The following is a 19,654-nucleotide window of genomic DNA, read 5'->3' on the forward strand; positions in this document are numbered from 1 at the left end:
ATTTCCTCCTCCCGGGAGCCCGAGCGATTCGAGGGGTTAACACTGGCCCAAAGCCGGGTCAATCATTTCAGTCCGGCGGGATCCCTTGCCGATGGGATGCGCATGGCCGCGCCACGCCGGCGCGTGGGACTCGAATGAGCAAAGACGTCACCATCGGCATCGACCTGGGCACCAGCAACTCGTGCGTCTGCGCGATCATCGACGGAAAGCCCAAGGTGCTGGCGAATCGGGCCGGCGAGCAGGTGATCGCCTCGGTCGTCGCGTTTCGCGAGGACGGCCGGATCGAAGTCGGCAATGGCGCCAAGGCCGGGATCATCCTCGATCCGAAGCACACGGTCTCGTCGGCCAAGCGGCTGATCGGGCGGTACTTCTTCAGCGAAGAGGTGCGCAAGGCCCGCGCCGTCTGCCGCTACGAGATCGTGCCGGGCGAGAACCACGGCGTGCGCATCAAGGTCCGCGACGAGGAGTTCTCGCTTCCCGAGATCTCCGCCTTCGTGCTGAAGGAGATCAAGGAGACCGCCGAGTTCGCGCTCGGCCACCCGGTTTCGGGCGCGGTCATCACGGTGCCGGCGTTCTTCAACGACAACCAGCGCCAGGCGACGAAGGATGCGGGCAGGATCGCCGGCCTCGACGTGCTGCGAATCCTGAACGAGCCGACCGCCGCGGCTCTGGCGTACGGTTTCGGGCGGGATCTGCGCCAGAAGGTCGTGATCTACGACCTCGGCGGCGGCACGTTCGACGTCTCGATCCTCGAGATCGGCGAGGACGTCTTCGAAGTGCTCGCGACGTGCGGCGACACCTACCTCGGAGGAGACGACTTCGACGATCGCGTGATCGACCTGCTCGCCGACCGCGTGCAGGCCGAGCACTCCGTGAACGTGCGCTCGGATCCCTACGCGTTCGCGAAGCTGCGCATGGCGGCCGAGGCGGCGAAGGTCGGACTCTCGACCAGCGAGTCGGCGCAGATCTCGATCCCGGATCTGATCGAGCGCGACGGCGTGAAGATCCCGCTCGAGTACACGCTCGGCGCCAAGGAGTTCGACAAGCTCACGCGCGATCTGATCCTGCGCACCTTCAAGGTCTGCGACGAGGCGATGCAGCAAGCCGGGCTCACGGTGCGCGACCTGAACGGTGTGATCCTGGTTGGAGGACCGACTCGGCTGCCCTCGATCCGCAAGGCGGTGCAGGACTACTTCCAACGCGAGCCGGAGACGGACATCAATCCCGACGAGATCGTCGCGATCGGCGCGGCGATCCACGCGGCGTCGCTGGTGAACTCCGAGACCGGCAGCTACCTGCTCGACGTCACGCCGCTCACGCTGCGCCTGGGCATCGCCGGCGGGCTCTCCGAGCCGATCATCGAGCGGAACAGCCCGGTGCCGATCGATCACACGCGCGTTTTCACGACCGTGTCGGACAACCAGGACGCGATCGCCGTGCGGATCTATCAGGGCGAGTCGCGCCAGGCGGACGGGAACACCCTTCTCGGCGAGTTCGAGTTCACGGGCTTCGAGCCGGGCCCGCGCGGCCAGGTGAAGATCGAAGTGGCGTTCTCGATCAGCACCGAGGGCATCGTCACGGTTCAGGCGCGCGACCCGAAGACGGGGGCCGAGGCCTCGACCGCGGTCTCGATGTCGAGCGGGCTCTCCGAAGAGCAGATCCAGGAGATCATGTCCCGCGGCCGCACCGCGGACGTCGCCGAGGGCGGCGCGAGGACGCTCTCCGCGAGCGAGCCCGCGCCGCTTCTCGACGAGAGCGAGGACGTGCTCCTCGACGAGCCGTCGATCGAGGGCGGGATGGGCGACCTGCTCGAGAAGCGCGACGAGACGCAGCTCTTCGGCCGGGTCGAGGGAGATCTCGCCGGCGATAACGCGTCGAACGAGACCAGCTTCCAGATCGAGCGCTCCCAGCCGGCGTTCCTGGGCGGCGATCCGTCGGCCGAGCCCGACGCCGACGACGAAGACGACAAGCTCCTCGGCGAAGAATGACCGGCGAGAGCGCTGCAGAGTCCAGGACGATGAACCCGGTCGAGATCAAAGCCCTCGCGCGCGTGATCGATCGGCTGGACTACTACCGATTGCTGAAGCTCGATCCCGGCGCGAACACGAGCCAGCTCCGCGTCGCCTACCACGACGCGCGCAAGCGCTTCCACCCGGACTGCTTTCTCGGCCAGCCCGAGGAGATCCGCGTCGCGGTCGATCGGATCGCGCGCCGGATCACCGAGGGATACCTGGTCTTGCGCGATCGACAGCGGCGCGCCGCCTACGACTCCGCGCTCACCGGCGGCCATCTGCGGCTCACGCAGGAGGTCGAGGACGAGGTGAAGACGGAGGTACAGCAGCAGCGCGGCACCACGGCGAACGGAAGGCGCTACCTGACCCTCTGCGAGGAGGAGGAGCGCCGCGGCGCCCTGCCCAAGGCGATCGCCCACCTGCGCACCGCGATCACCTTCGAGCCCAAGAATCTCGCCTTCCGGCAGAAGCTCGACCGCCTCGAGCAGCAGCTGAAGGCCGCGAAGACCGCCTCGAAATAGCGCCCCTCGTTTGACCCGCGCCGCAAGCCTGGCGCAGAATCGCCCCGGTCAAACTCGTCGAGGTGTGCGATGTCAGAGGCTGCAGCGGCTCAATCGAAGCCGCTCCCGGTAGTTTCGTTCCTGAAGATTCCCGACCAGGGCAAGCCCTATCTCGAGGGACAGCGCTGCAAGGGCTGCAAGGCCGTGTTCCTCGGCGCGCGAGACGTGTGCGCGTCGTGCGGCGCGCGCAACCAGTTCGAGCAGATCAAGCTCGCCGACAAGGGCGAGCTCTACGTCTACTCGATCACGTACCGCTCGTTTCCGGGCATCGAGACGCCGTACATCTCCGCGGTCGTCGATCTCGAGGGCGGCGGCACCGTGAAGGGCAACCTGATCGGCATCGACGCGGATCCCAAGAAGATCAGGATGGGCATGTCCGTCGAGGTGGTCTACAAGATCGCGCCGCGAAAGGACCGCGAGGGGAACGAGTATCTGACCTACTACTTCCAGCCGGCCAAGGCCTGAGAGGGAGGCAACGATGAGCGACGTCTACATTCTCGGCGCCGACATGATCAAGTTCGGCAAGTTCTCCGACCGCACGATCCCGCTGATCGCCGCCGAATCCGCGCTGCTCGCGCTCGACGACGCGGGGCTCTCCATCCACGACATGGAGGCGCTCTACTGCGGCAACCTGATGCAGGCCTCCGGCATGGTCGGGCAGCGCGTCCTGCAGCAGATCGGCCAGACGGGCATCCCTGTGATCAACGTCGCGAACGCCTGCGCGACCGGCGCGACGGCGCTTCGCGAGGGCTGGACCGCGATCAAGGCCGGCCTGTACGACCTGGTGCTCTGCGTCGGCGTCGAGCAGATGGCGGGCGCGGGCCTGCTCGGCGGCGGAGGCGGCGGCAAGGGCATCCCCACCGAGGGCCTGCTCGGCTCCGGCACGATGCCCGCGGTCTTTGCCGAGGCCGGCATGGAGCACTCGCGCAAGTACGGCACCACCTTCGAGCAGTTCGCGAAGGTGTCGGTGAAGAACCACTGGCACTCCACGATGAATCCGAAGGCGCGCTACCAGATCGAGACGCCGCTCGAAGAGGTGATGGGCGCGGAGATGATCTCCTACCCCAACACCAAGCTGATGTGCTCGGTGAATGTGGACGGCTCGGCCGCGGTCGTGATCGCCTCGGAGCGGAAGGCCCGCCAGCTCGGCATGCGCCGAGCGGTGAAGATCGCGGCTTCGATCCTGACCAGCGATCGCTTCACCCAGCGCGATCTCACCATGCCCGACGTCAACACCTGCACGCGCGAGGCGGCCAAGAAGGCTTACGAGATGGCGGGGATCGGCCCGAGCGACGTGAACCTGATCGAGCTTCACGACTGCTTCGCGACGGCCGAGATTCTGCACTACGAGAACCTGGGCATCTGCAAGGACGGCGAGGCCGGCCGGCTGATCGACGAGAAGCAGACCTACCTCGGCGGCCGGATCCCGGTGAACGTCTCGGGCGGACTGCTCTCGAAGGGCCACCCGCTCGGCGCGACCGGAATCGCGAACGTCTACGAAGTCGCCACGCACCTGCGCGGCGAGGCCGGCAAGCGCCAGGTCCAGGGCGCCAAGGTCGGGCTCACCCACGTGATCGGGCTCGGCTCGGCCTGCGCGATCCACGTGCTGGAGAAGGTCTCCACCTGATCCGAGGCCGCTTCGGGCACCGCAGGACGGCCTCGATTTCGGGCCGGTCCCTCACGGGGCCGGCCCGTTTCGTTTGACCCCGATCGCGGCGCCGGGATAGCCTCCAGGAAACTTGGAGTGACTCCAAGTTTTTTGGAGACCTGGTGCAGCCACGACCCCAGAGAGCGCCCGTTCGCGAGCGCAAGAAGCTCGAGACGCGGCGGCGCGTGCTCGCCGAGGCCCGCCGGCTCCTCGCCTCACAGGGCTTCTTCGCGACCTCGATCGAGCAGATCGCAGCCGCCGCCGAGGTCGCGCCGGCCACCGTCTTCAACTACTTCCCGAGCAAGGACGCGCTGGTCGCGGAGCTCGCGGGCGAGCTCTTCGAGACCCTGCGCGCGCACGTCGACCGGCCGCTTCCGCCCGAGAGAAGGGCGCAGACGCACCTGGAGCTGGCGCTCGCCGATTCCGCGCCGGCCATTCGCGAGGCGCAAACCGTGCTCGGGCCGCTCTTGCTCCGCGTGCTCCGGCGTGCGCCCGTCGACGGCGCCGGCGGCGGTCTCGAAGCCTTGCGTGGCGCGCTCTCGCGCCTCGTCGTCGAAGGCCAGCGCCGCGCGGAGCTTCGCCGCGACGTCGAGGCGTCGTTCCTGGCCGAGCTCGCGTGCGCGACGCTCGTCGCCGCGCTCGGCCACTGGCTGCGCGACCCCCGCTATCCGCTCGACGCAAGAATGTGTCAGGCCGCCGCCGTGATCGGCGACGGCCTGCGCGCGAGTTCCACGTCCACCCAACCCACGATTTGGAGAGACCCGTGACCGATTTCACGATGACGATCGATGGCAAGGCCGAGACCGCGCAGCGCAGCTTCGGCGTGATCAACCCCGCGACCGGAGAGGTCTTCGCGAGCGCGCCGGACTGCACGCGCGCGCAGCTCGAGAGCGCGCTCGAATCCGCGCAGACGGCGTTTCGCGCCTGGCGCAAGGACGAGGCGCGCCGTCGCCAGAGCCTGCTCGACTGCGCGGCCGCGATCCAGGCGCGCGCCGGCGAGCTGGCTCCTCTGCTCACTCGGGAGCAGGGCAAGCCGCTCGCGAAGGCGATGATGGAGGTGATGGGCTCGGCGATCTGGTTCCAGTACACCGCGTCCCTGTCGCTTCCCGTCGAGGTGATCCAGGACGACGAGAACGCGCGCGTCGAGGTGCGGCGCCGGCCGCTCGGCGTCGTCGGCGCGATCACGCCCTGGAACTTCCCGCTCCTGCTCGGCGTCTGGAAGCTCGCCCCGGCGCTGCTCGCCGGGAACACGGGGGTGATCAAGCCCTCCCCTTTCACGCCGCTCTCGACGCTGAAACTGGTCGAGATCCTGCGCCCGGTGCTTCCGGCCGGCGTGCTGAACGCGGTCTCGGGCGGCGACGAGCTCGGGGCGTGGATCACCGCGAGCCCGATCCCGCGCAAGATCTCGTTCACCGGCTCGATCGCGACCGGCAAGAAGGTCGCCGCCGCGTCCGCGCCGGACCTGAAGCGCCTCACGCTCGAGCTCGGCGGAAACGACCCGGCCATCGTGCTCGGCGACGTCGATCCGAAGGCGGTGGCGAAGAAGCTCTTCGCCTCGGCGTTCGAGAACTGCGGGCAGGTCTGCACCGCGATCAAGCGCGTGTACGTGCCCGAGGAGCTGTACGCGCCGGTCGTCGACGAGCTCGCGGAGCTCGCGAACGCGATCGTGGTCGGCAATGGCGAGCAGCCCGGCGTCGAGCTCGGGCCGATCAACAACAAGCCCCAGTTCGAGCGCGTGAAGGAGCTGGTCGAGGAGGCGCGAGCCAGCGGCGCGCGAATCGTCACCGGCGGCAAGACGATCGGCGACAAGGGCTACTTCTACGCCCCGACGATCGTGGCCGACATCGCAGAGGGCACGCGGCTCGTCGACGAGGAGCAGTTCGGCCCCGCCCTGCCGGTGATCGCCTATCGGCGCATCGAGGACGCGATCGAGCGCGCGAACGCGACCCACTTCGGCCTCGGGGCCTCGGTCTGGTCCAGCGACCGCGACCGCGCCGCGGAGATCGCCGGAGAGCTCGAGTGCGGCTCCGCCTGGGTGAACACGCACCTGGCGCTCGCGCCGAACATCCCGTTCGGCGGCGCCAAATGGAGCGGGATCGGCGTCGAGAACGGCTCGTGGGGCCTGCTCGGCTTCACCGAGATCCAGGTGGTGAACGTCAACCGGGGGGCTTGAGGCACTCGCCGAGCGCCTCCCAGGCGAGCGTCGCGCAGCGCTGCCGCGAGGGCAGCGCCGCGACGCGCGCGAACGCGCGCAGACGCGCGTCGGCCTCCGCCGGCGCGGGCTCCCCGCGCGCGATTCGCGCGGCCTGCTCGCCGAGCGCGATCGCGGCCTCGGGCGCGAGCCCCGCCACGAGCTCGGTCATGACGCTCGCCGCGGCCACCGCGATCGAGCAGCCGCGCGCGCGCGCCGAGACCGCGGCGATGCGACCGGAATCGAGCTCGACCTCGACGCGGACCTGATCGCCGCAGACCGGATTGGAGACCAGCGACTCGGCCGTGGGCCGCTCGAGCGGCGCGCGGTTTCGCGGGCTGCGGTAGTGCTCGAGCACGACCTCGCGGTACAGGGCCTCGATCGCGGCCGGAGCGTCGCTCAGGTCGGGCACTTCGCCGACTCGAGCGGTCCCTCCGGGACCTCGACTCCCGAATCGCCGATCCGGACCCCGCGGACGCTCGCGAGCCGCCGGCCGCTGCTGGAGCCGCCGCGAACCAGCTGCACGATCTCCGCGGCGATCGAGAGCGCGATCTCCTGCGGGGTCTCGGCGCCCAGGTCCAGCCCCGCGGGAGAGCTGACCCGGCGCAGCAGATCGACCGGCACCCCGTCCTCGTGCAAGCGCTCGAGCAGGAGCGCGCTGCGCTTTCGGCTCGCGACCAGGCCCACGTACGCGGGGCGCTTCAGCAGCGCGCGCTCGAGCGCCTCGTAGTCGCTCCGGTGCTGCGTCGCGATCACGACGTAGGTTTCGCCGTCGCAGTCGAGCTTTGCGTACTCGGGATCGTCGCTGATGCGCAGGTCCGCGCTCGGGAACGACTCCGGCGTCGCGAGCGCGTCGTTCACCGTCACGTGGAAGCCGAGCGACGAGCCGAGCGCGGCCATCGTCTCCGCGATCCGTCCGTGGCCGAGCACGAGCAGCCTGGGGTCGTGAATCATCGCTTCCAGATAGATCTCCATGTAGCCGCCGCACGGCATGCCGACGCCGAGGACCTCGTCGTCGAGATCGAGCCGGATCAGCCGCGGGCGGCGCTCCGAGAGCACCTCGCGCGAGACATCACGCACCGCCGAGTCGACGCAGCCGCCGCCGACCCAGCCCCAGATCAGGCGCCCCGACTCGTCGACGATCGCCTTCGCGCCGGGCTTCGCGGAGGCGCTGCCCTCGATGCGCACGACCGTCGCCACCACCACGCGCTCGCCCGCGCGCAGCCGCGCGTCGAGGACCCGGACGAACTCGCTGGCGCTGGCGGCTCCCATCGCGCGCCAGTCTACGTCGATTGACACCCCCGCGCAGCCCTTCCTACCATCTCGCGACTCAAAGAACCCGAGGTTTCATGCCGACTTTCCGGATCCGGACCGGCGCAGCAGCGCGGCTTCTCGCAGGTGTGTTCGCAGCGTCGTTCCTGTGCGGTCCGGGAGCCGCGCCCGCCGTCGCGCAGGAGGCCCGGCGGGAGCTCGCGCTCCCGCGCTTCGAAGGGGTGACGCTCGACGGGGCACGCGTGAGCACGGACCTGCTCCAGAAGCGCCGCGGCCTGATCTTCGTCTTCGGCTCGAGCGACCCCGACGTCGGCCGCACCGCGGCGATCCTCGACGGCGTGCACGCCGACGCCGCCGCCGCGAACGTCGCGTTGCTCGGCGTGAATCGCGACGCGAGCCCGGAGCTCGCACGCCAGTTCGTCCGGCGACACGGCTTCGGGTTTCCGGTGCTCTCGGATCGCGACGGCCAGATCTCGCAGAAGCTGCGCGTGCCGCCCACGAGCTCGGCGCTGCTGATCGTCGACGCGGAGGGCTACGTGATCGGCGGCATCGCGCGTCTGGGCGAGCAGCCCGTGGATCAGGACGACGCGCTCGCGCGAGAGCTGCGCAGGCTCCTGTACCTCGAGCCGAAGGACGCCGCCGCCACACCGCGGCTGGGGATCCGCCCCGAGGCGCCGGACTTCGACGTCGTCACGCTCGACGCGAAGACGCACGTGACGCTGGACCAGCTCGCCGGAAAGGTCGTCGTGCTGGTGTTCTTCCTGCCGACCTGCCCGCACTGTCACGACGCGCTGAAGTTCCTGGACGGCCTGCAGAAGCAGCTGGGAAATCCCGACCTCGCGATCGTCGCGGTGAGCGTCTCCGACAAGAAGTACGTGGTCGAGGAGATGGTCGGCGATCTCGGCCTCACGCTGGTGCCGTACCTGGATCTGAATCGCCGCGCGCAGAAGGCCTACGGATTCAACCAAGGCGTGCCGGAGATCTTCGTCATCGACCGAGGCCGCAGGATCGTCTCGCGCACCGACGGCTCGTCGCCGCGGATCCACGTGCGGCTCACGCTCGCGATCCGCCAGGCGCTCGGCGTCGCCAATCCGATCCTGCTCGAGAAGGCCGCCTACAGCGGCGAGGAGCTCTGCTCCGTCTGCCACGAGCAGCCGCATGAGAGCTGGACTCTGACCAAGCACGCCTACGCCTTCGAGACGCTCGTCGAGCACGGAGCCGATCGCGATCCGGAGTGCCTGCCCTGCCACACCGTCGGCTGGGGGAAGACGGGCGGCTTCGACCCGAAGCTGCGCCAGGAGCACCTGCGCGGCGTCCAGTGCGAGAGCTGTCACGGCCGCGGCGGACCGCACCAGTCGCCGGAGTTCGCGAAGGCGGGCTACGAGTCCGTCTGCCTCGGCTGCCACACCGCGGAGCACTCTCTCCACTTCGTCTTCGGCGAGCGCCTGCCGCTGGTCTCGCACGCGGCCAACGCGCAGCTCGCGAGCCTCTCGCTCGAGCAGCGCCAGGAGCTGCTCGCCAAGCGCGACAAGCGCGAGCGCCAGCTCTTCGAGAAGGGCGACTACGTCGGCTCGGCCTCGTGTCAGAGCTGCCACGCCAAAGAGCACGAGCTCTGGTCGGCGTCCGCGCACGCGAACGCCTTCGGCACGCTGGCGAAGAGCGGCGAGCAGAAGAACGCGGACTGCCAGCGCTGTCACACCACGGGCTTCGGCGAGGCCACGGGCTTTCCGCACGGCGGCAAGACCTTCGAGAACGTCGGCTGCGAGAGCTGCCACGGGCCCGGCAAGCGCCACGTCGACGACGCGGGCAAGAGCAGCGGCACGATCCTGCGCCTGACCGAGAAGTGCGACAGCTGCGTGATCATGCAGATCTGCGGCTCCTGCCACGACGACGCGAACGATCCCGGCTTCGAGTTCGAGCTCGACGAAAAGCTCGCAAAGCTCCGCCACGGCTTCCGCGAGAAGAAGGCTGCGCCGAAATGACGGCTTCGTACGAGCGCTCGATCGCGCTGCGGCGGGTGCGCGACTCGCTCGCGGAGCTCGCGGCGGACGGGATCGACTACCTGCCGCGCCCGGCGCGGAGAGAGCCCGCGCCAGCCGAGCCGAAGTTCCGGCCCCGCGTCGCGCCGCTCGGAGCGCCGACGCAAACGGGCGCGGCCAGCGGCCAGAACGCGCTCGCGCTCGCGGCGATCCGCGCGGATCTGGGCGACTGCCGCCGCTGCGGCCTGTGCGAGCGGCGCAACGAGATCGTCTTCGGCGAGGGCGCGCCCGACGCGCGCGTGGTCTTCGTCGGCGAGGGCCCGGGCGAGGAGGAGGACAAGAGCGGCCGGCCCTTCGTCGGACGCGCGGGCGAGCTTCTGACCAGGATGATCGAGGCGGTCGGCTGGCGCCGCGAGGACGTCTACATCTGCAACATCGTGAAGTGCCGGCCGCCAGGAAATCGCGATCCGCTTCCCGACGAGGTCGCCACCTGTCGCCCGTTCCTGGAGCGCCAGATCGCCGCGATCTCGCCGGTCGTGGTGGTGACGCTGGGCAAGCCCGCGATCTCCTCGCTGCTCGGCCGCACCGTCGCGATCACCAAGCTGCGGGGTCAGTGGCAGGCGTTCGCGGGCATTCCCGTGCTGCCGACCTACCACCCCGCGTACCTGCTGAGGAACTACACACGTGAGACCCGACAGGCCGTCTGGGACGATCTGCGCGCGGCGCGAGAGCGTGTCGAAGCGAGCCTTGCGACCTAGGGTCCTGGCTCTGCTGGCGGCGTCGATCGCGCTCGCCGCGGTCGACGCGCGCGCGTCGGAGCTGCGCGCCGGCTTCGGCGCGGAGCCGCTTCCCGCGCGCATCGGCGCCGCGATCGGCGGCTTCGGCGGGCTCACGACCAGGCGTGCCGGCGGCACGCTCGACCCTCCCGAAGCCCGCGTCCTCGTGCTCGAGCAGGGCGACCTCCGCGTCGCGATCGTCGCGGTCGACATCGTGATTCCCCGGCCGAATCTGCGCGACGCTCTGCTCGACGAGGTCGCGCCGCAGGGCATCGATCTGCTCGCGCTCGTCGCGACGCACACGCACTCCGGGCCCGGCGGATTCCTGCCGGGCTTCCTCGCGGAGCGGGTGACCGGCGGCGAGTACGATCCGGAGCAGCCGGCGCGGATCGCGCGCGCGGCCGCCCGAGCCCTCGAGCTCGCGGTGCTCGATCTCGCGCCGGCGCGGATCGCCAGCGGAAGCCAGCGCGTCGCGCTCGCTCGCAATCGCCGCGTCACGGGCGGCGCGATCGACGACGAGCTTCCGGTCCTGCGCATCGACTTCGCCGACGGTCGCGCGCCGATCGCGCTCTTCGCCTTCGGCGCGCACGCGAGCCTGCTCTCGGCGCGCGGCGATCTGTACTCCGCCGATTGGCCGGGCGCGGCGCGCGCGGCGCTCGCGGCGCGAGGAATTCGCGCCGTGTACGTCCCCGGCCCGCTCGGCGATCAGGAGCCGGAGATCGAGCTCGGCACCTGGCCGAGCGTGGCGACGGAATACGCCAAGCGCACCGAGTACGGCGAGGCGGTCGCGAGCGCCGTGATGAGCGCGTTCACGCCGCTCGAGCCGCGGGCCGACGTCGAGCTCGCGGCGCTGGAGCGCTGGGTGGAGTCGCCCGAGATCCGCCTGCGCCGCTTCTGCGCGCTCTGGTGGACCACGCCGCTCGTGCGCGGCAGCGTCGACGACTTCGTCTCGAAGCGCGCGCCCTTGCAGGTCGTGCGCGCCGGCGATGCGGAGCTGCTCTTCCTGCCGGCCGAGCCCGGCGCGAGCCTCGGCGCCGTGCTCCGCGCCGACCTGCCCGCGGGGCGGACCCGCTTCGTGGTCGACCTCGCCAACGACTGGCTCGGCTACGTCGTCGACGCGCGCGGCTTCGAGCGCGGCGGCTACGAGGCGTGCTTCTCGTTCTTCGGCCCCGACATGGGGGAGTGGCTGACCACACGCGCCAACGAGACCGCGGACCTGCTCGACGCGCGCTCGATCCGACCCGCGGACAGCCGGTGAGCCCGCGCGCCGTCTGCGGGATCGTGCTGCACCCGGCCGGACACACGCTCTCGCCGGTGATCCACCGCACCGCGTACTCGGCTCTCGGGCTCGACGCCTCGTTCAGCGTCTTCGACGTCCCGGCAGCGCGCCTCGCCGAAACGCTGCGGGAGCTGCGCGCCTCGGGCCTGACGCAGCTCTGCGTCTCGCTGCCGCACAAAGAGGCGGTGCTGAGGCTCGCCGAGCGCGTCTCGGACGCCGCGCGCGAGATCGGCGCGGCCAACACGCTGACCGTTCGCGACGGCGAGATCGTTGCCGACAACACCGACTGGATCGGCGTGACCCGCACGCTCGAGCCGCTCGGCCCGTGGGGCGGACGGCGCGCCACCGTGCTGGGCGCGGGCGGCGCCGCGCGCGCGGTCGTGCACGCGCTGCGCCGGCTCGGGCTCGAGGTCAGCGTCGTGAACCGGACGCGCGAGCGCGCAGAGCGGCTGGTGCACGATCTCGGCGGCCGCGTGGGAACGCTCGACGACGCCTATGATCTGCTCGTGAACGCGACCTCGCTGGGAATGGCGCCGCAGAGCGACGAGACGCCCGTGCCGCTGGCCCGCCTGCTTCCCGGCGCGACCGTGTTCGACACCGTGTACCGGCCGCTCGAGACCCGCCTCCTGCGCGAGGCGCGATCCCGCGGCTGTCGGGTGCAGAATGGCCTGGACATGCTCGTACACCAGGCGGTGGAGCAGATCCGACTCTGGAGCGGAAGATCCGCAGATCCCGCGCTGCTGCGCCGCGCGGCGCTCGAGGCTCTCGCCGGGCGATGACCGAGCCGAAGCTCGAGTGGGACACGCCGATGTACCGCCTGGCGGTCGCGCAGCTCGATCGGACCGCGGAGCTCATGGGCCTGGACTCGAACATCTGGGAGCGGCTGCGCACGCCGCAGCGCGCGCTGGTCGTGTCGTTTCCGTTCCGCCGCGACGACTACTCGACCGTCGAGACGGTCCACGGCTACCGCGTGCAGCACCTGCTCACGATGGGGCCGACGAAGGGCGGCGTGCGCTACGACGACGACGTGCACCTGGGCGAGGTGACGGCGCTCGCGATGTGGATGTCGTGGAAGTGCGCGCTGATCGGGCTGCCCTTCGGCGGAGCCAAGGGCGGCGTGCGCATCGACCCCGGCTCGCTCTCGCGCACCGAGCTGCAGCGCGTCACGCGCCGCTACACGCTCGAGATCATCGAGATGATCGGGCCGGATCGAGACATTCCCGCGCCCGATCTGGGCACCGACGAGCTGGTCATGGCCTGGATGATGGACACCTACTCCGCGCAGAAGGGCTACGCGGTTCCCGGCGTGGTGACGGGAAAGCCGATCGAGATCGGGGGATCCCTCGGTCGCCGCGAGGCCACCGGTCGCGGCGTGATGACCTGCGCGAGCGAGGCCTGCCGGCAGCGCGGGATCGATCTCGCCGGCGCGCGTTTCGCGATCCAGGGCTACGGAAACGTCGGCGCGAACGCGGCGCGGATCGCGGCCGAGATGGGCGCGCGCGTGGTCGCGGTCTCGGACGTGAAGGGCGGGATCTTCGCGGAGCGCGGGCTCGACGTGGCCGCGGTCGACGCCTGGGTGAAGGAGCGCCGCTTCCTCGCCGGCTTCCCGGGCGCGGACGCGATCTCGAACGCCGAGCTCCTCGAGCTCGACTGCGAGGTGCTGGTTCCCGCGGCGATGCAGAATCAGATCGGCGAGGCGAACGCCGATCGGATCCGCGCCCGGATCGTCGTCGAGGGCGCGAACGGCCCGACGTCGCTCGAGGCCGACTCGATCCTGCGCGAGCGCGGAGTCTTCGTCGTTCCCGACATCCTCGCGAACGCGGGCGGCGTCACCGTCTCCTACTTCGAGTGGGTGCAGGACGCGCAGCAGTTCTTCTGGACCGAGCAGGAGGTGAACCAGAAGCTGATCGCGATCATGTCGAAGGCGTACAAGGACGTGTCGGGCCTGGCGCGCGAGAAGAGCGTCGATCTGCGCACGGCGTCGCTGATGCGCGGGATCGCGCGAATCGCCGCCGCCAAGCGCGTCCGGGGCGTGTTCCCGTAGCGGCGCGCGCTCAGAGGTTCAGGAGCTGCGCGACCCGCTCGCGGTGCTCGGCCGGATCCCCGTAGGTGACCTCGATCGCCTTCGCGCGCTTGAAGTACAGGTGGCAGTCGTACTCCCAGGTGAAGCCGACCCCGCCGTGGATCTGGATGTTCTCGGCGCTCGCGTGGCGATAGGCGTCGCTGGTGTAGGCCTTGGCCATGCTCGCGGCGAGCTCGGCCTCTTCGGTCTTCTCGGCCACGGCCCAGGCCGCGTAGTAGGTGATCGACTTCGAGGACTCGACCTCGATCAGCATGTCGGCGCACTTGTGCTTGATGGCCTGGTTCACGCCGATGGGCTTGCCGAACTGGATCCGCTCCTTGGCGTACTTCACCGAATCCTCGAGCACTTTCTGCGCGCCGCCGAGCGCCTCGGCCGACAGGTAGACCAGCGCGTGCCGGCGCACCGTCTGCCAGGTCTCCCAGCCCGAGCCCTCGCGGCCGAGGAGCTGCGCGGGCGTGCCGTCGAAGCGGACCTCGGCGATGCGGCGCGTCTGGTCCATCGAGCGAAGCGGGGTGATCGAGAGGCCGGGCGCGCCGCGTTCGACCACGAAGAGCGAAATCCCGCCCTCGCCCGCCGCGCCGCTCCGGGCCGCGACCACGATCGCGTCGGCGCTCTGTCCGTCGGCGACGAAGAGCTTGGTGCCCGTGAGCGTCCAGCCCGAGCCGGAACGCGTGGCCCGAGTCGCGATCTCGTCGGCGTTCTCGGTTCCCGACTCCTCGGTGATCGCGAACGAGAGCACGCGCCGACCCGCTGCGACCTCGGGAAGGATCTCTTTGCGCTGCGCGTCCGTACCACCGTGGAGCACCGCGAGGGAGCCCTGCAGGTTGGCGAAGAACGGCGAAGGGGTGAGCGCGCGCCCGAGCTCCTCGGCGACGACGATCAGGTCGACGACCGACAGGTCCGCGCCGCCGTACTCCTCGGGCAGCAGCAGGCCCAGCCAGCCGAGCTCGGCCATCTTGCCCCAGACGTCGGGCGTGTACCCGCGGGGATCGTCCATCAGCGCGCGCACGGCGGTCATGGGGGATTCCTTGGCCAGGAACTCGCGAGCCGTCGTGCGCAGGAACTCCTGCTCTTCCGAGAAGCCAAAATTCATGGACGCAGTCTATCGCTCGGCTTTTTCCCGGGTCAAACCGGGGAGTTTGCGGCGCCGCGGGCGCTTGACGTAGGGTGGCGCCGCGAATGACGGGACCCGGCGGATGAGCGCGAGGATCGAGGCGCGGAATGTCTCGAAACGGTTCGGCGGGGTCGTCGCGCTCGACGATCTCTCGCTCGACGTCGCACCGGGCGAGGTCTTCGGGCTGATCGGGCCCAACGGCGCGGGCAAGACCACCTTCATCCGAATCCTGACCGGCTTCTGGCTCGCCTCCGAGGGCGACGTGCGCCTCGATGGCGTCTCGGTCACGCGCGATCGCTTCCGAGTCCAGGCGCGGCTGGGCTACGCCTGCGAGCAGCCGAAGCTGTACGCCGACCACAGCGTCGACGCGTTCCTGCGCTTCGTGGGCGGGCTGCGCGGACTGCACGGCGCGGGTCTGCGCGGGGCGATCGGCCGCTCGATCGAGCGCATGGGGCTCGAGCCGGTGCGCGGCCGGCGGATCGGCGTGCTCTCGAAGGGTTTCCGCCAGCGAGTCGCGCTCGCGCAGGCGCTGCTGCACGATCCCCCGCTCCTCGTCGTCGACGAGCCCACCGTCGGGCTCGATCCAGCGCAGCAGATCGAGCTGCGCCGCATCCTCTCGGGCCTGCGCGGCACGCACACGGTGCTGCTCTGCACCCACCAGCTGCACGAAGCCGAGGCGATCTGCGACCGCGTGGCGCTGCTCGATCGCGGCCGGCTGGCCGCGATCGCGACCGCCGAGGAGATTCGCGCGGGCGCGGGCCTGGAGGCGCTCTTTCTCGCGCGCGTCGGCCGGAGCGCGCAAGCGGAGCCCGCCACGTGATCGGTCGCGTGCTCGCGCTCGCCCGGAAGGAGCTGCGCCAGCTCTTCGCGTCCCCGATCGCCTACGTGGTCGGGACCGCCTACGTCGCTCTCACCGGGATCTACTTCTTCCAGCACCTGGTCAGCTACAACCAGCTGCTCTTCGTCTACCAGTCCGAAGGGCTCGGCGGAGGCGGCTTCGACCAGGGAACGGTGCCGAGCCACATCAACGTGCTGAACGAGGTCTTCGTTCCGGCGGCCGACGACTTCGGGCTCTTCCTGCTCGTCGTGCTGCCGCTGGTGACGATGCGCGTCTTCGCGGAGGAGCGGGCAAGCGGCACCGACGAGCTCCTGCTCACCAGCGGCTTGCGCCCCTTCGAGGTCGCGCTCGCCAAGCACGCCGTCACGTACCTCTTCGTCGTGCTGCTGCTCGCCGCGAGCGCGATCTACCCGGCGGTGGTCGTCTCGCGCGCCGCCCTGGGCTTCGAGCACCTGATCGCGCTCTACGTCGGCCAGCTCCCCTGCTCGTCGTTCACCTCGAGTCAGATCGTCGCTGCGGTGCTGGGGTACTCGATTCCGTTCGTGCTGCTGGACTTCGCCTGGCTCTCGAACGCGGTGTCGGAGCCGGTCGCGCGCGCGCTGGGCGAGATCGCGCTGCTCGGCCACTACGGCTCGTTTCCGCGCGGCGTGATCGAGCTTCGCGAGGTGCTCTACTTCGCCTCGATCGCGTTCCTGGGCTGGCTCGCGTCGCTCACCGCGCTCGAGCTCGGAAGGGCGCGCTAGATGTCGCTGCTGCCGGCGGCGGGGCTGGTGATGATCCTCGTCGGTGTCGCCTCGCACTACGCGACGCGTTCGCTTCAGGGCTTCTCGGCGTTCCCGGCCGCGAACGTCGCGCTCGGCATCGCGCTCGTGCTCGTCGGCGCGGCCGCACGAGCGCGCGCGTTCCGCGGCTTCTCGGGCGCGGCGTCGCGTCGCGTCGCACTTCGGGCGCTCGCGATCTTTGCCGCCGGCGCGATCGCGGCGATCGGGCTCGGCGTCGCATCGCGGAGCTGGACCGCCCGGCTCGATCTCACCGTCGATCGGCTCTACACGCTCTCGGATCAGACGCGATCTCTCTGTGCGGAGCTCGATCGGAGCGGAGCCGTCGCAATCGAGCTGGTCTTCTTCGAGGACGCGCTCCTCGCCAAGGACGCTCGCCTGCTCGTCGCGGCCTACGGCGCAGCGTGCCCGCGCGTCTCGATTCGAGACGCCAGCCGGAGCGAGCCGCCCGCGGGCGCACGCGCGCTCTACACCACCACCGCGACCACGGTGATCGCCTGTCGCGGCGGGGTCTGCGACCCGGTCGGCTACCCGTCCGAGCGCAACATCACGGCGGCCCTGCTCCGGCTCTCGAGCGAGCGGTCGCCGCGCGTGTTCTTCCTGATCGGGCACGGCGAGGTCGACCTCGCCAGCGAGAGCGACGGCGGCTACTCGGGCCTGGCCGCGCTTCTGCGCGACCAGGGTTTCGACGTGCGCGCGCTCGTCGGCCCGGCCGCGGCCGAGGGCCCCGCAGGAGCGGACGTCCTGATCGCCGCCGCACCGGAGCGCGATCTGCTCCCCGAGGAGATCGCGCTTCTCGACCGCTGGCTCGAGTCGGGCGGGCGAATGCTCGTGCTCGCCGAGCCGGGTCTGCGCTCGAACCTCTACTCGGACCTGCTACTGCGCTGGGGCTTCGATCTGGAGGACGGCGTGATCGTCGACGCGGCGGCGAGCCCGCTGCTGGAGAATCCCTCGCCGCTGAATCTGCTGGTTCACCTCTTCGCGCCGTACCACCCGGTCTCGCGCACGCTCTCGCGCCGCACGATGGTATTGATGCCGACCACGCGCCCGGTCGCGCTCGCGCGCAAGCCGCAGCCCGATGACCGACTCGAGCGGATCGCGTTCGCGACCGAACGCGCGCGCGTCGATCACGACCTCACGCGCGCCCTCGCCGGCCGGAGCCCGGCGCGATCGGACGCGGCGATCGGAGAGCCTGCGGTCGCGGCCGCCGGCAGCTACCCGCGCGGCGGCACCGGCGCGGCCGGAGAAGCCTCCGCCGCGGAAGCGCGGATCGTCGTGATCGGCGATCGCGACTTCGCCTCGAATCGCCTGATCGGTGCGCTCTACAACCGCGACCTGTTGCTGAACGCCGCGCGCTGGCTCGCCTCCGACGAGTCGCGCATCGCGCTGACCGACAAGGCGTGGACGCCGAACCAGGATCCGCTCACGCTGCAGCAGACCGTCGCCTACTTCTACTTCCTCGCCTTCGCCCTGCCCGAGGCGCTGCTCCTGCTCGGAATCTACGCTTGGTGGCGCCAGCGCGCCTGAGTTACCCTGCCGCGCGACTTCTCGAGGAGACCCGATTTGAGATCGATCGCGCTTCTGGCCCTGTGCCTCGGACTCGCCGGCTGCAATCCCGAGCAGGCGAAGGATCTCGCGGAGATCAAGTCGAAGCAGGACGAGATCCTGCAGCGCCTGACGGCGATCGAGGAGGGCCAGAAGAAGCTGCAGGCCGCGGCTCCGGCGCGGGCAGCTCGAGCGGAAGAGGACTTCGACAAGGCCTACACGATCGCGCTCGCAGGTTCCCCTGTGCGCGGCAAGGCGGACGCGCCCGTCACGATCGTCGAGTTCTCGGACTTCCAGTGCCCGTTCTGCGCCCGCTCCAAGCCGATCGTCGAGGGAGTGCTGGCGAAGTACCCGAACGACGTGAACTACGTCTTCAAGCACTTTCCTCTCAGCTTCCACGCCGCCGCGCGTCCCGCCGCGCTCGCCTCGATGGCGGCCCAGGAGCAGGGAAAGTTCTGGGAGATGCACGAAGTCCTGTTCGCCAACCAGCCGAGCCTCGACGCCGCGAAGCTGGACGAGTACGCCAAGCAGGCCGGGCTCGACGTCGCCCGCTTCAAGAAGGACCTCGAGGCGAAGAAGGCGGAGTACGACAAGCGCGTCGACGTCGAGCTCTCGCTCGGACAGAGCGTCGACGTGCGAGGAACGCCGACCCTGTACGTCGGCGGCAAGAAGGTCCGGGTGCGCACCGTCGAAGGCATGGGCGCGATGATCGAGGAGCAGCTGAAGAAGAAGGGCTCCTGAAGCCGGACTTCGCTACTTCCCCAGCGCCTCGGAATAGGCGCGGATGCGTTTCGCGTTCACGCCCATGTCGCCGAGCCCGTCGCGTGAGCGCGAGCGCACGTCGACCCGCGAGCCCGCGGCGTCCGGTCGGACGCGGATCACGACGTCGTCCACGAAGTGGAAGACGCTCGAGGTGCCGGTGGCCTCGATCCGGCCGGTCGCGGCGTCGGCGCGCGTGACCTGCCAGCCGGGGAGAGACTCCGCCACCTGCCTCGCCCGATCGAAGGCCTGATCCGGCGGAAGTGCGAGCAGGATCGGCACGGCCTCGGGATACGACTGCCGCTGCAGCTCGTCGAAATGCGCTCGCTGCTCCGCCCCCGGCTCCGGGCTCGTGCGCAGCGCCGCGAGCTCGGGCGCGAACTCGAGCCGGTCGACGAGATCCGTCGACACGTCGTTCATCGTCGGCGTGCTCGAGAGGTTCACGGCGCCGAACGCGGGGATCGCGATCAGCAGCGGGACGATCGCCCCGCGCAGCGCGCGCGGCCGCCAGCTCTTGCCGGTCGAGCTTGCGAACGCGGCCGCGCCCGCCAGCGCGATGCCGAAGACCACGGAGGTGAGAACCGCGAGGAAGACCAGCGTGAAGCCGAGGAAGGGCGTGAACACGCCGGTGAACGCTCCTCCCGTTCCGAGCACGATCAGCGTCACGATCACGTAGCTCGGCGCCATCCAGAGCCGTTCCATTTTCTCGCCCCTCCTGGCCGGCGATTCTACCCTGGGGCAAGCTGGCCCACGGAGGTTTCATGTCGGCAGCCGACGAGCTCTGCGGTGCGCATGGTCCGGCAGAGGACCACTCCGATC

The 19,654-nt window shown here is 70.2% G+C and carries 18 protein-coding genes; 14 read left to right on the forward strand and 4 right to left on the reverse strand.

Features of this window, described 5'->3' with window-relative positions; all coding sequences use genetic code 11:
• Positions 1-134 precede the first annotated feature (134 nt).
• The 6 genes from FJ108_09900 (at position 135) to FJ108_09925 (ending at position 6,393) form a co-directional block, all read left to right on the forward strand.
• A complete protein-coding gene (locus FJ108_09900) occupies positions 135-1,988 on the forward strand; it encodes a molecular chaperone DnaK (protein ID MBM4336214.1) in 1,854 nt (617 codons plus the stop codon).
• The gene (locus FJ108_09905) at positions 1,985-2,533 is read left to right on the forward strand and encodes a J domain-containing protein (protein MBM4336215.1); all 549 of its coding nucleotides are present in this window, start codon (positions 1,985-1,987) and stop codon (positions 2,531-2,533) included. Before FJ108_09900 ends, FJ108_09905 begins: the two co-directional genes overlap by 4 nt.
• Before the next feature lie 69 nt (positions 2,534-2,602).
• A complete protein-coding gene (locus tag FJ108_09910) occupies positions 2,603-3,037 on the forward strand; it encodes a Zn-ribbon domain-containing OB-fold protein (GenBank protein MBM4336216.1) in 435 nt (144 codons plus the stop codon).
• Positions 3,038-3,050: 13 nt separating this feature from the next.
• Positions 3,051-4,199, forward strand: coding sequence for a thiolase family protein (locus FJ108_09915; GenBank protein ID MBM4336217.1), 1,149 nt, complete (start codon positions 3,051-3,053; stop codon positions 4,197-4,199).
• A gap of 143 nt (positions 4,200-4,342) precedes the next feature.
• Entirely contained in the window at positions 4,343-4,987 is a 645-nt protein-coding gene (locus FJ108_09920; protein MBM4336218.1) for a TetR/AcrR family transcriptional regulator, read from the forward strand.
• Entirely contained in the window at positions 4,984-6,393 is a 1,410-nt protein-coding gene (locus FJ108_09925) for an aldehyde dehydrogenase family protein (protein MBM4336219.1), read from the forward strand. The genes FJ108_09920 and FJ108_09925 overlap by 4 nt, the downstream gene beginning before the upstream one ends.
• Here FJ108_09925 and FJ108_09930 read toward each other — a convergent pair.
• Together FJ108_09930 and FJ108_09935 are read right to left on the reverse strand one after the other, a co-directional pair.
• Positions 6,377-6,823 (reverse strand): SUF system NifU family Fe-S cluster assembly protein, encoded by a 447-nt coding sequence (locus FJ108_09930; protein MBM4336220.1) that lies wholly within the window; start codon positions 6,821-6,823, stop codon positions 6,377-6,379. The genes FJ108_09925 and FJ108_09930 overlap by 17 nt on opposite strands.
• Positions 6,811-7,683 (reverse strand): XdhC family protein, encoded by an 873-nt coding sequence (locus FJ108_09935; protein MBM4336221.1) that lies wholly within the window; start codon positions 7,681-7,683, stop codon positions 6,811-6,813. Before FJ108_09935 ends, FJ108_09930 begins: the two co-directional genes overlap by 13 nt.
• Before the next feature lie 77 nt (positions 7,684-7,760).
• Here FJ108_09935 and FJ108_09940 point away from each other — a divergent pair, with 77 nt between their 5' ends.
• From FJ108_09940 to FJ108_09955, 4 genes are all read left to right on the forward strand, one after another.
• A complete protein-coding gene (locus FJ108_09940) occupies positions 7,761-9,665 on the forward strand; it encodes a redoxin domain-containing protein (GenBank protein ID MBM4336222.1) in 1,905 nt (634 codons plus the stop codon).
• Entirely contained in the window at positions 9,662-10,420 is a 759-nt protein-coding gene (locus tag FJ108_09945) for a uracil-DNA glycosylase (protein MBM4336223.1), read from the forward strand. Before FJ108_09940 ends, FJ108_09945 begins: the two co-directional genes overlap by 4 nt.
• Positions 10,421-10,759: 339 nt before the next feature.
• On the forward strand, positions 10,760-12,496 hold the full coding sequence (aroE, locus tag FJ108_09950) for a shikimate dehydrogenase (GenBank protein MBM4336224.1): 1,737 nt from the start codon (positions 10,760-10,762) through the stop codon (positions 12,494-12,496).
• A 29-nt stretch (positions 12,497-12,525) separates the two neighbouring features.
• A complete protein-coding gene (locus FJ108_09955) occupies positions 12,526-13,761 on the forward strand; it encodes a Glu/Leu/Phe/Val dehydrogenase (protein ID MBM4336225.1) in 1,236 nt (411 codons plus the stop codon).
• 10 nt (positions 13,762-13,771) lie between these two features.
• On the opposite strand, the gene FJ108_09960 is transcribed toward FJ108_09955, so the two are convergent.
• Positions 13,772-14,893, reverse strand: a complete 1,122-nt coding sequence (locus FJ108_09960; GenBank protein ID MBM4336226.1) for an acyl-CoA dehydrogenase — start codon at positions 14,891-14,893, stop codon at positions 13,772-13,774.
• A gap of 103 nt (positions 14,894-14,996) precedes the next feature.
• On the opposite strand from FJ108_09960, the gene FJ108_09965 reads away from it, so the two are divergent.
• Genes FJ108_09965 through FJ108_09980 form a run of 4 tightly spaced genes read left to right on the forward strand, consistent with a single transcriptional unit; the run spans position 14,997 to position 18,817 of the window.
• The gene (locus FJ108_09965) at positions 14,997-15,734 is read left to right on the forward strand and encodes an ABC transporter ATP-binding protein (GenBank protein MBM4336227.1); all 738 of its coding nucleotides are present in this window, start codon (positions 14,997-14,999) and stop codon (positions 15,732-15,734) included.
• Positions 15,731-16,495, forward strand: coding sequence for a hypothetical protein (locus FJ108_09970; protein ID MBM4336228.1), 765 nt, complete (start codon positions 15,731-15,733; stop codon positions 16,493-16,495). Before FJ108_09965 ends, FJ108_09970 begins: the two co-directional genes overlap by 4 nt.
• The gene (locus FJ108_09975; GenBank protein MBM4336229.1) at positions 16,496-18,058 is read left to right on the forward strand and encodes a hypothetical protein; all 1,563 of its coding nucleotides are present in this window, start codon (positions 16,496-16,498) and stop codon (positions 18,056-18,058) included. It abuts the gene before it with no gap.
• A 6-nt stretch (positions 18,059-18,064) separates the two neighbouring features.
• Complete coding sequence (locus tag FJ108_09980; protein MBM4336230.1) at positions 18,065-18,817, forward strand: hypothetical protein; 753 nt, start codon at positions 18,065-18,067, stop codon at positions 18,815-18,817.
• Positions 18,818-18,829: 12 nt separating this feature from the next.
• Here FJ108_09980 and FJ108_09985 read toward each other — a convergent pair whose 3' ends face one another.
• Positions 18,830-19,537 carry a DUF1499 domain-containing protein gene (locus tag FJ108_09985; protein MBM4336231.1) on the reverse strand — a complete coding sequence of 236 codons (708 nt, stop codon included), beginning with the start codon at positions 19,535-19,537 and terminating at the stop codon, positions 18,830-18,832.
• Positions 19,538-19,654: the final 117 nt, after the last annotated feature.

The sequence above is a fragment of the Deltaproteobacteria bacterium genome (assembly GCA_016875225.1).
Taxonomy (GTDB): domain Bacteria; phylum Myxococcota_A; class UBA9160; order SZUA-336; family SZUA-336; genus VGRW01.

Excerpts from the sequence above, each read along its gene's own strand:
- FJ108_09900 (MBM4336214.1), top strand. The coding sequence starts at position 135 with ATGAGCAAAGACGTCACCATCGGCATCGACCTGGGCACCAGCAACTCG.
- FJ108_09905 (MBM4336215.1), top strand. The coding sequence starts at position 1,985 with ATGACCGGCGAGAGCGCTGCAGAGTCCAGGACGATGAACCCGGTCGAG.
- FJ108_09910 (MBM4336216.1), top strand. The coding sequence starts at position 2,603 with ATGTCAGAGGCTGCAGCGGCTCAATCGAAGCCGCTCCCGGTAGTTTCG.
- FJ108_09915 (MBM4336217.1), top strand. The coding sequence starts at position 3,051 with ATGAGCGACGTCTACATTCTCGGCGCCGACATGATCAAGTTCGGCAAG.
- FJ108_09935 (MBM4336221.1), bottom strand. The coding sequence starts at position 7,683 with ATGGGAGCCGCCAGCGCCAGCGAGTTCGTCCGGGTCCTCGACGCGCGG.
- FJ108_09940 (MBM4336222.1), top strand. The coding sequence starts at position 7,761 with ATGCCGACTTTCCGGATCCGGACCGGCGCAGCAGCGCGGCTTCTCGCA.
- FJ108_09945 (MBM4336223.1), top strand. The coding sequence starts at position 9,662 with ATGACGGCTTCGTACGAGCGCTCGATCGCGCTGCGGCGGGTGCGCGAC.
- FJ108_09955 (MBM4336225.1), top strand. The coding sequence starts at position 12,526 with ATGTACCGCCTGGCGGTCGCGCAGCTCGATCGGACCGCGGAGCTCATG.
- FJ108_09960 (MBM4336226.1), bottom strand. The coding sequence starts at position 14,893 with ATGAATTTTGGCTTCTCGGAAGAGCAGGAGTTCCTGCGCACGACGGCT.
- FJ108_09965 (MBM4336227.1), top strand. The coding sequence starts at position 14,997 with ATGAGCGCGAGGATCGAGGCGCGGAATGTCTCGAAACGGTTCGGCGGG.
- FJ108_09975 (MBM4336229.1), top strand. The coding sequence starts at position 16,496 with ATGTCGCTGCTGCCGGCGGCGGGGCTGGTGATGATCCTCGTCGGTGTC.
- FJ108_09985 (MBM4336231.1), bottom strand. The coding sequence starts at position 19,537 with ATGGAACGGCTCTGGATGGCGCCGAGCTACGTGATCGTGACGCTGATC.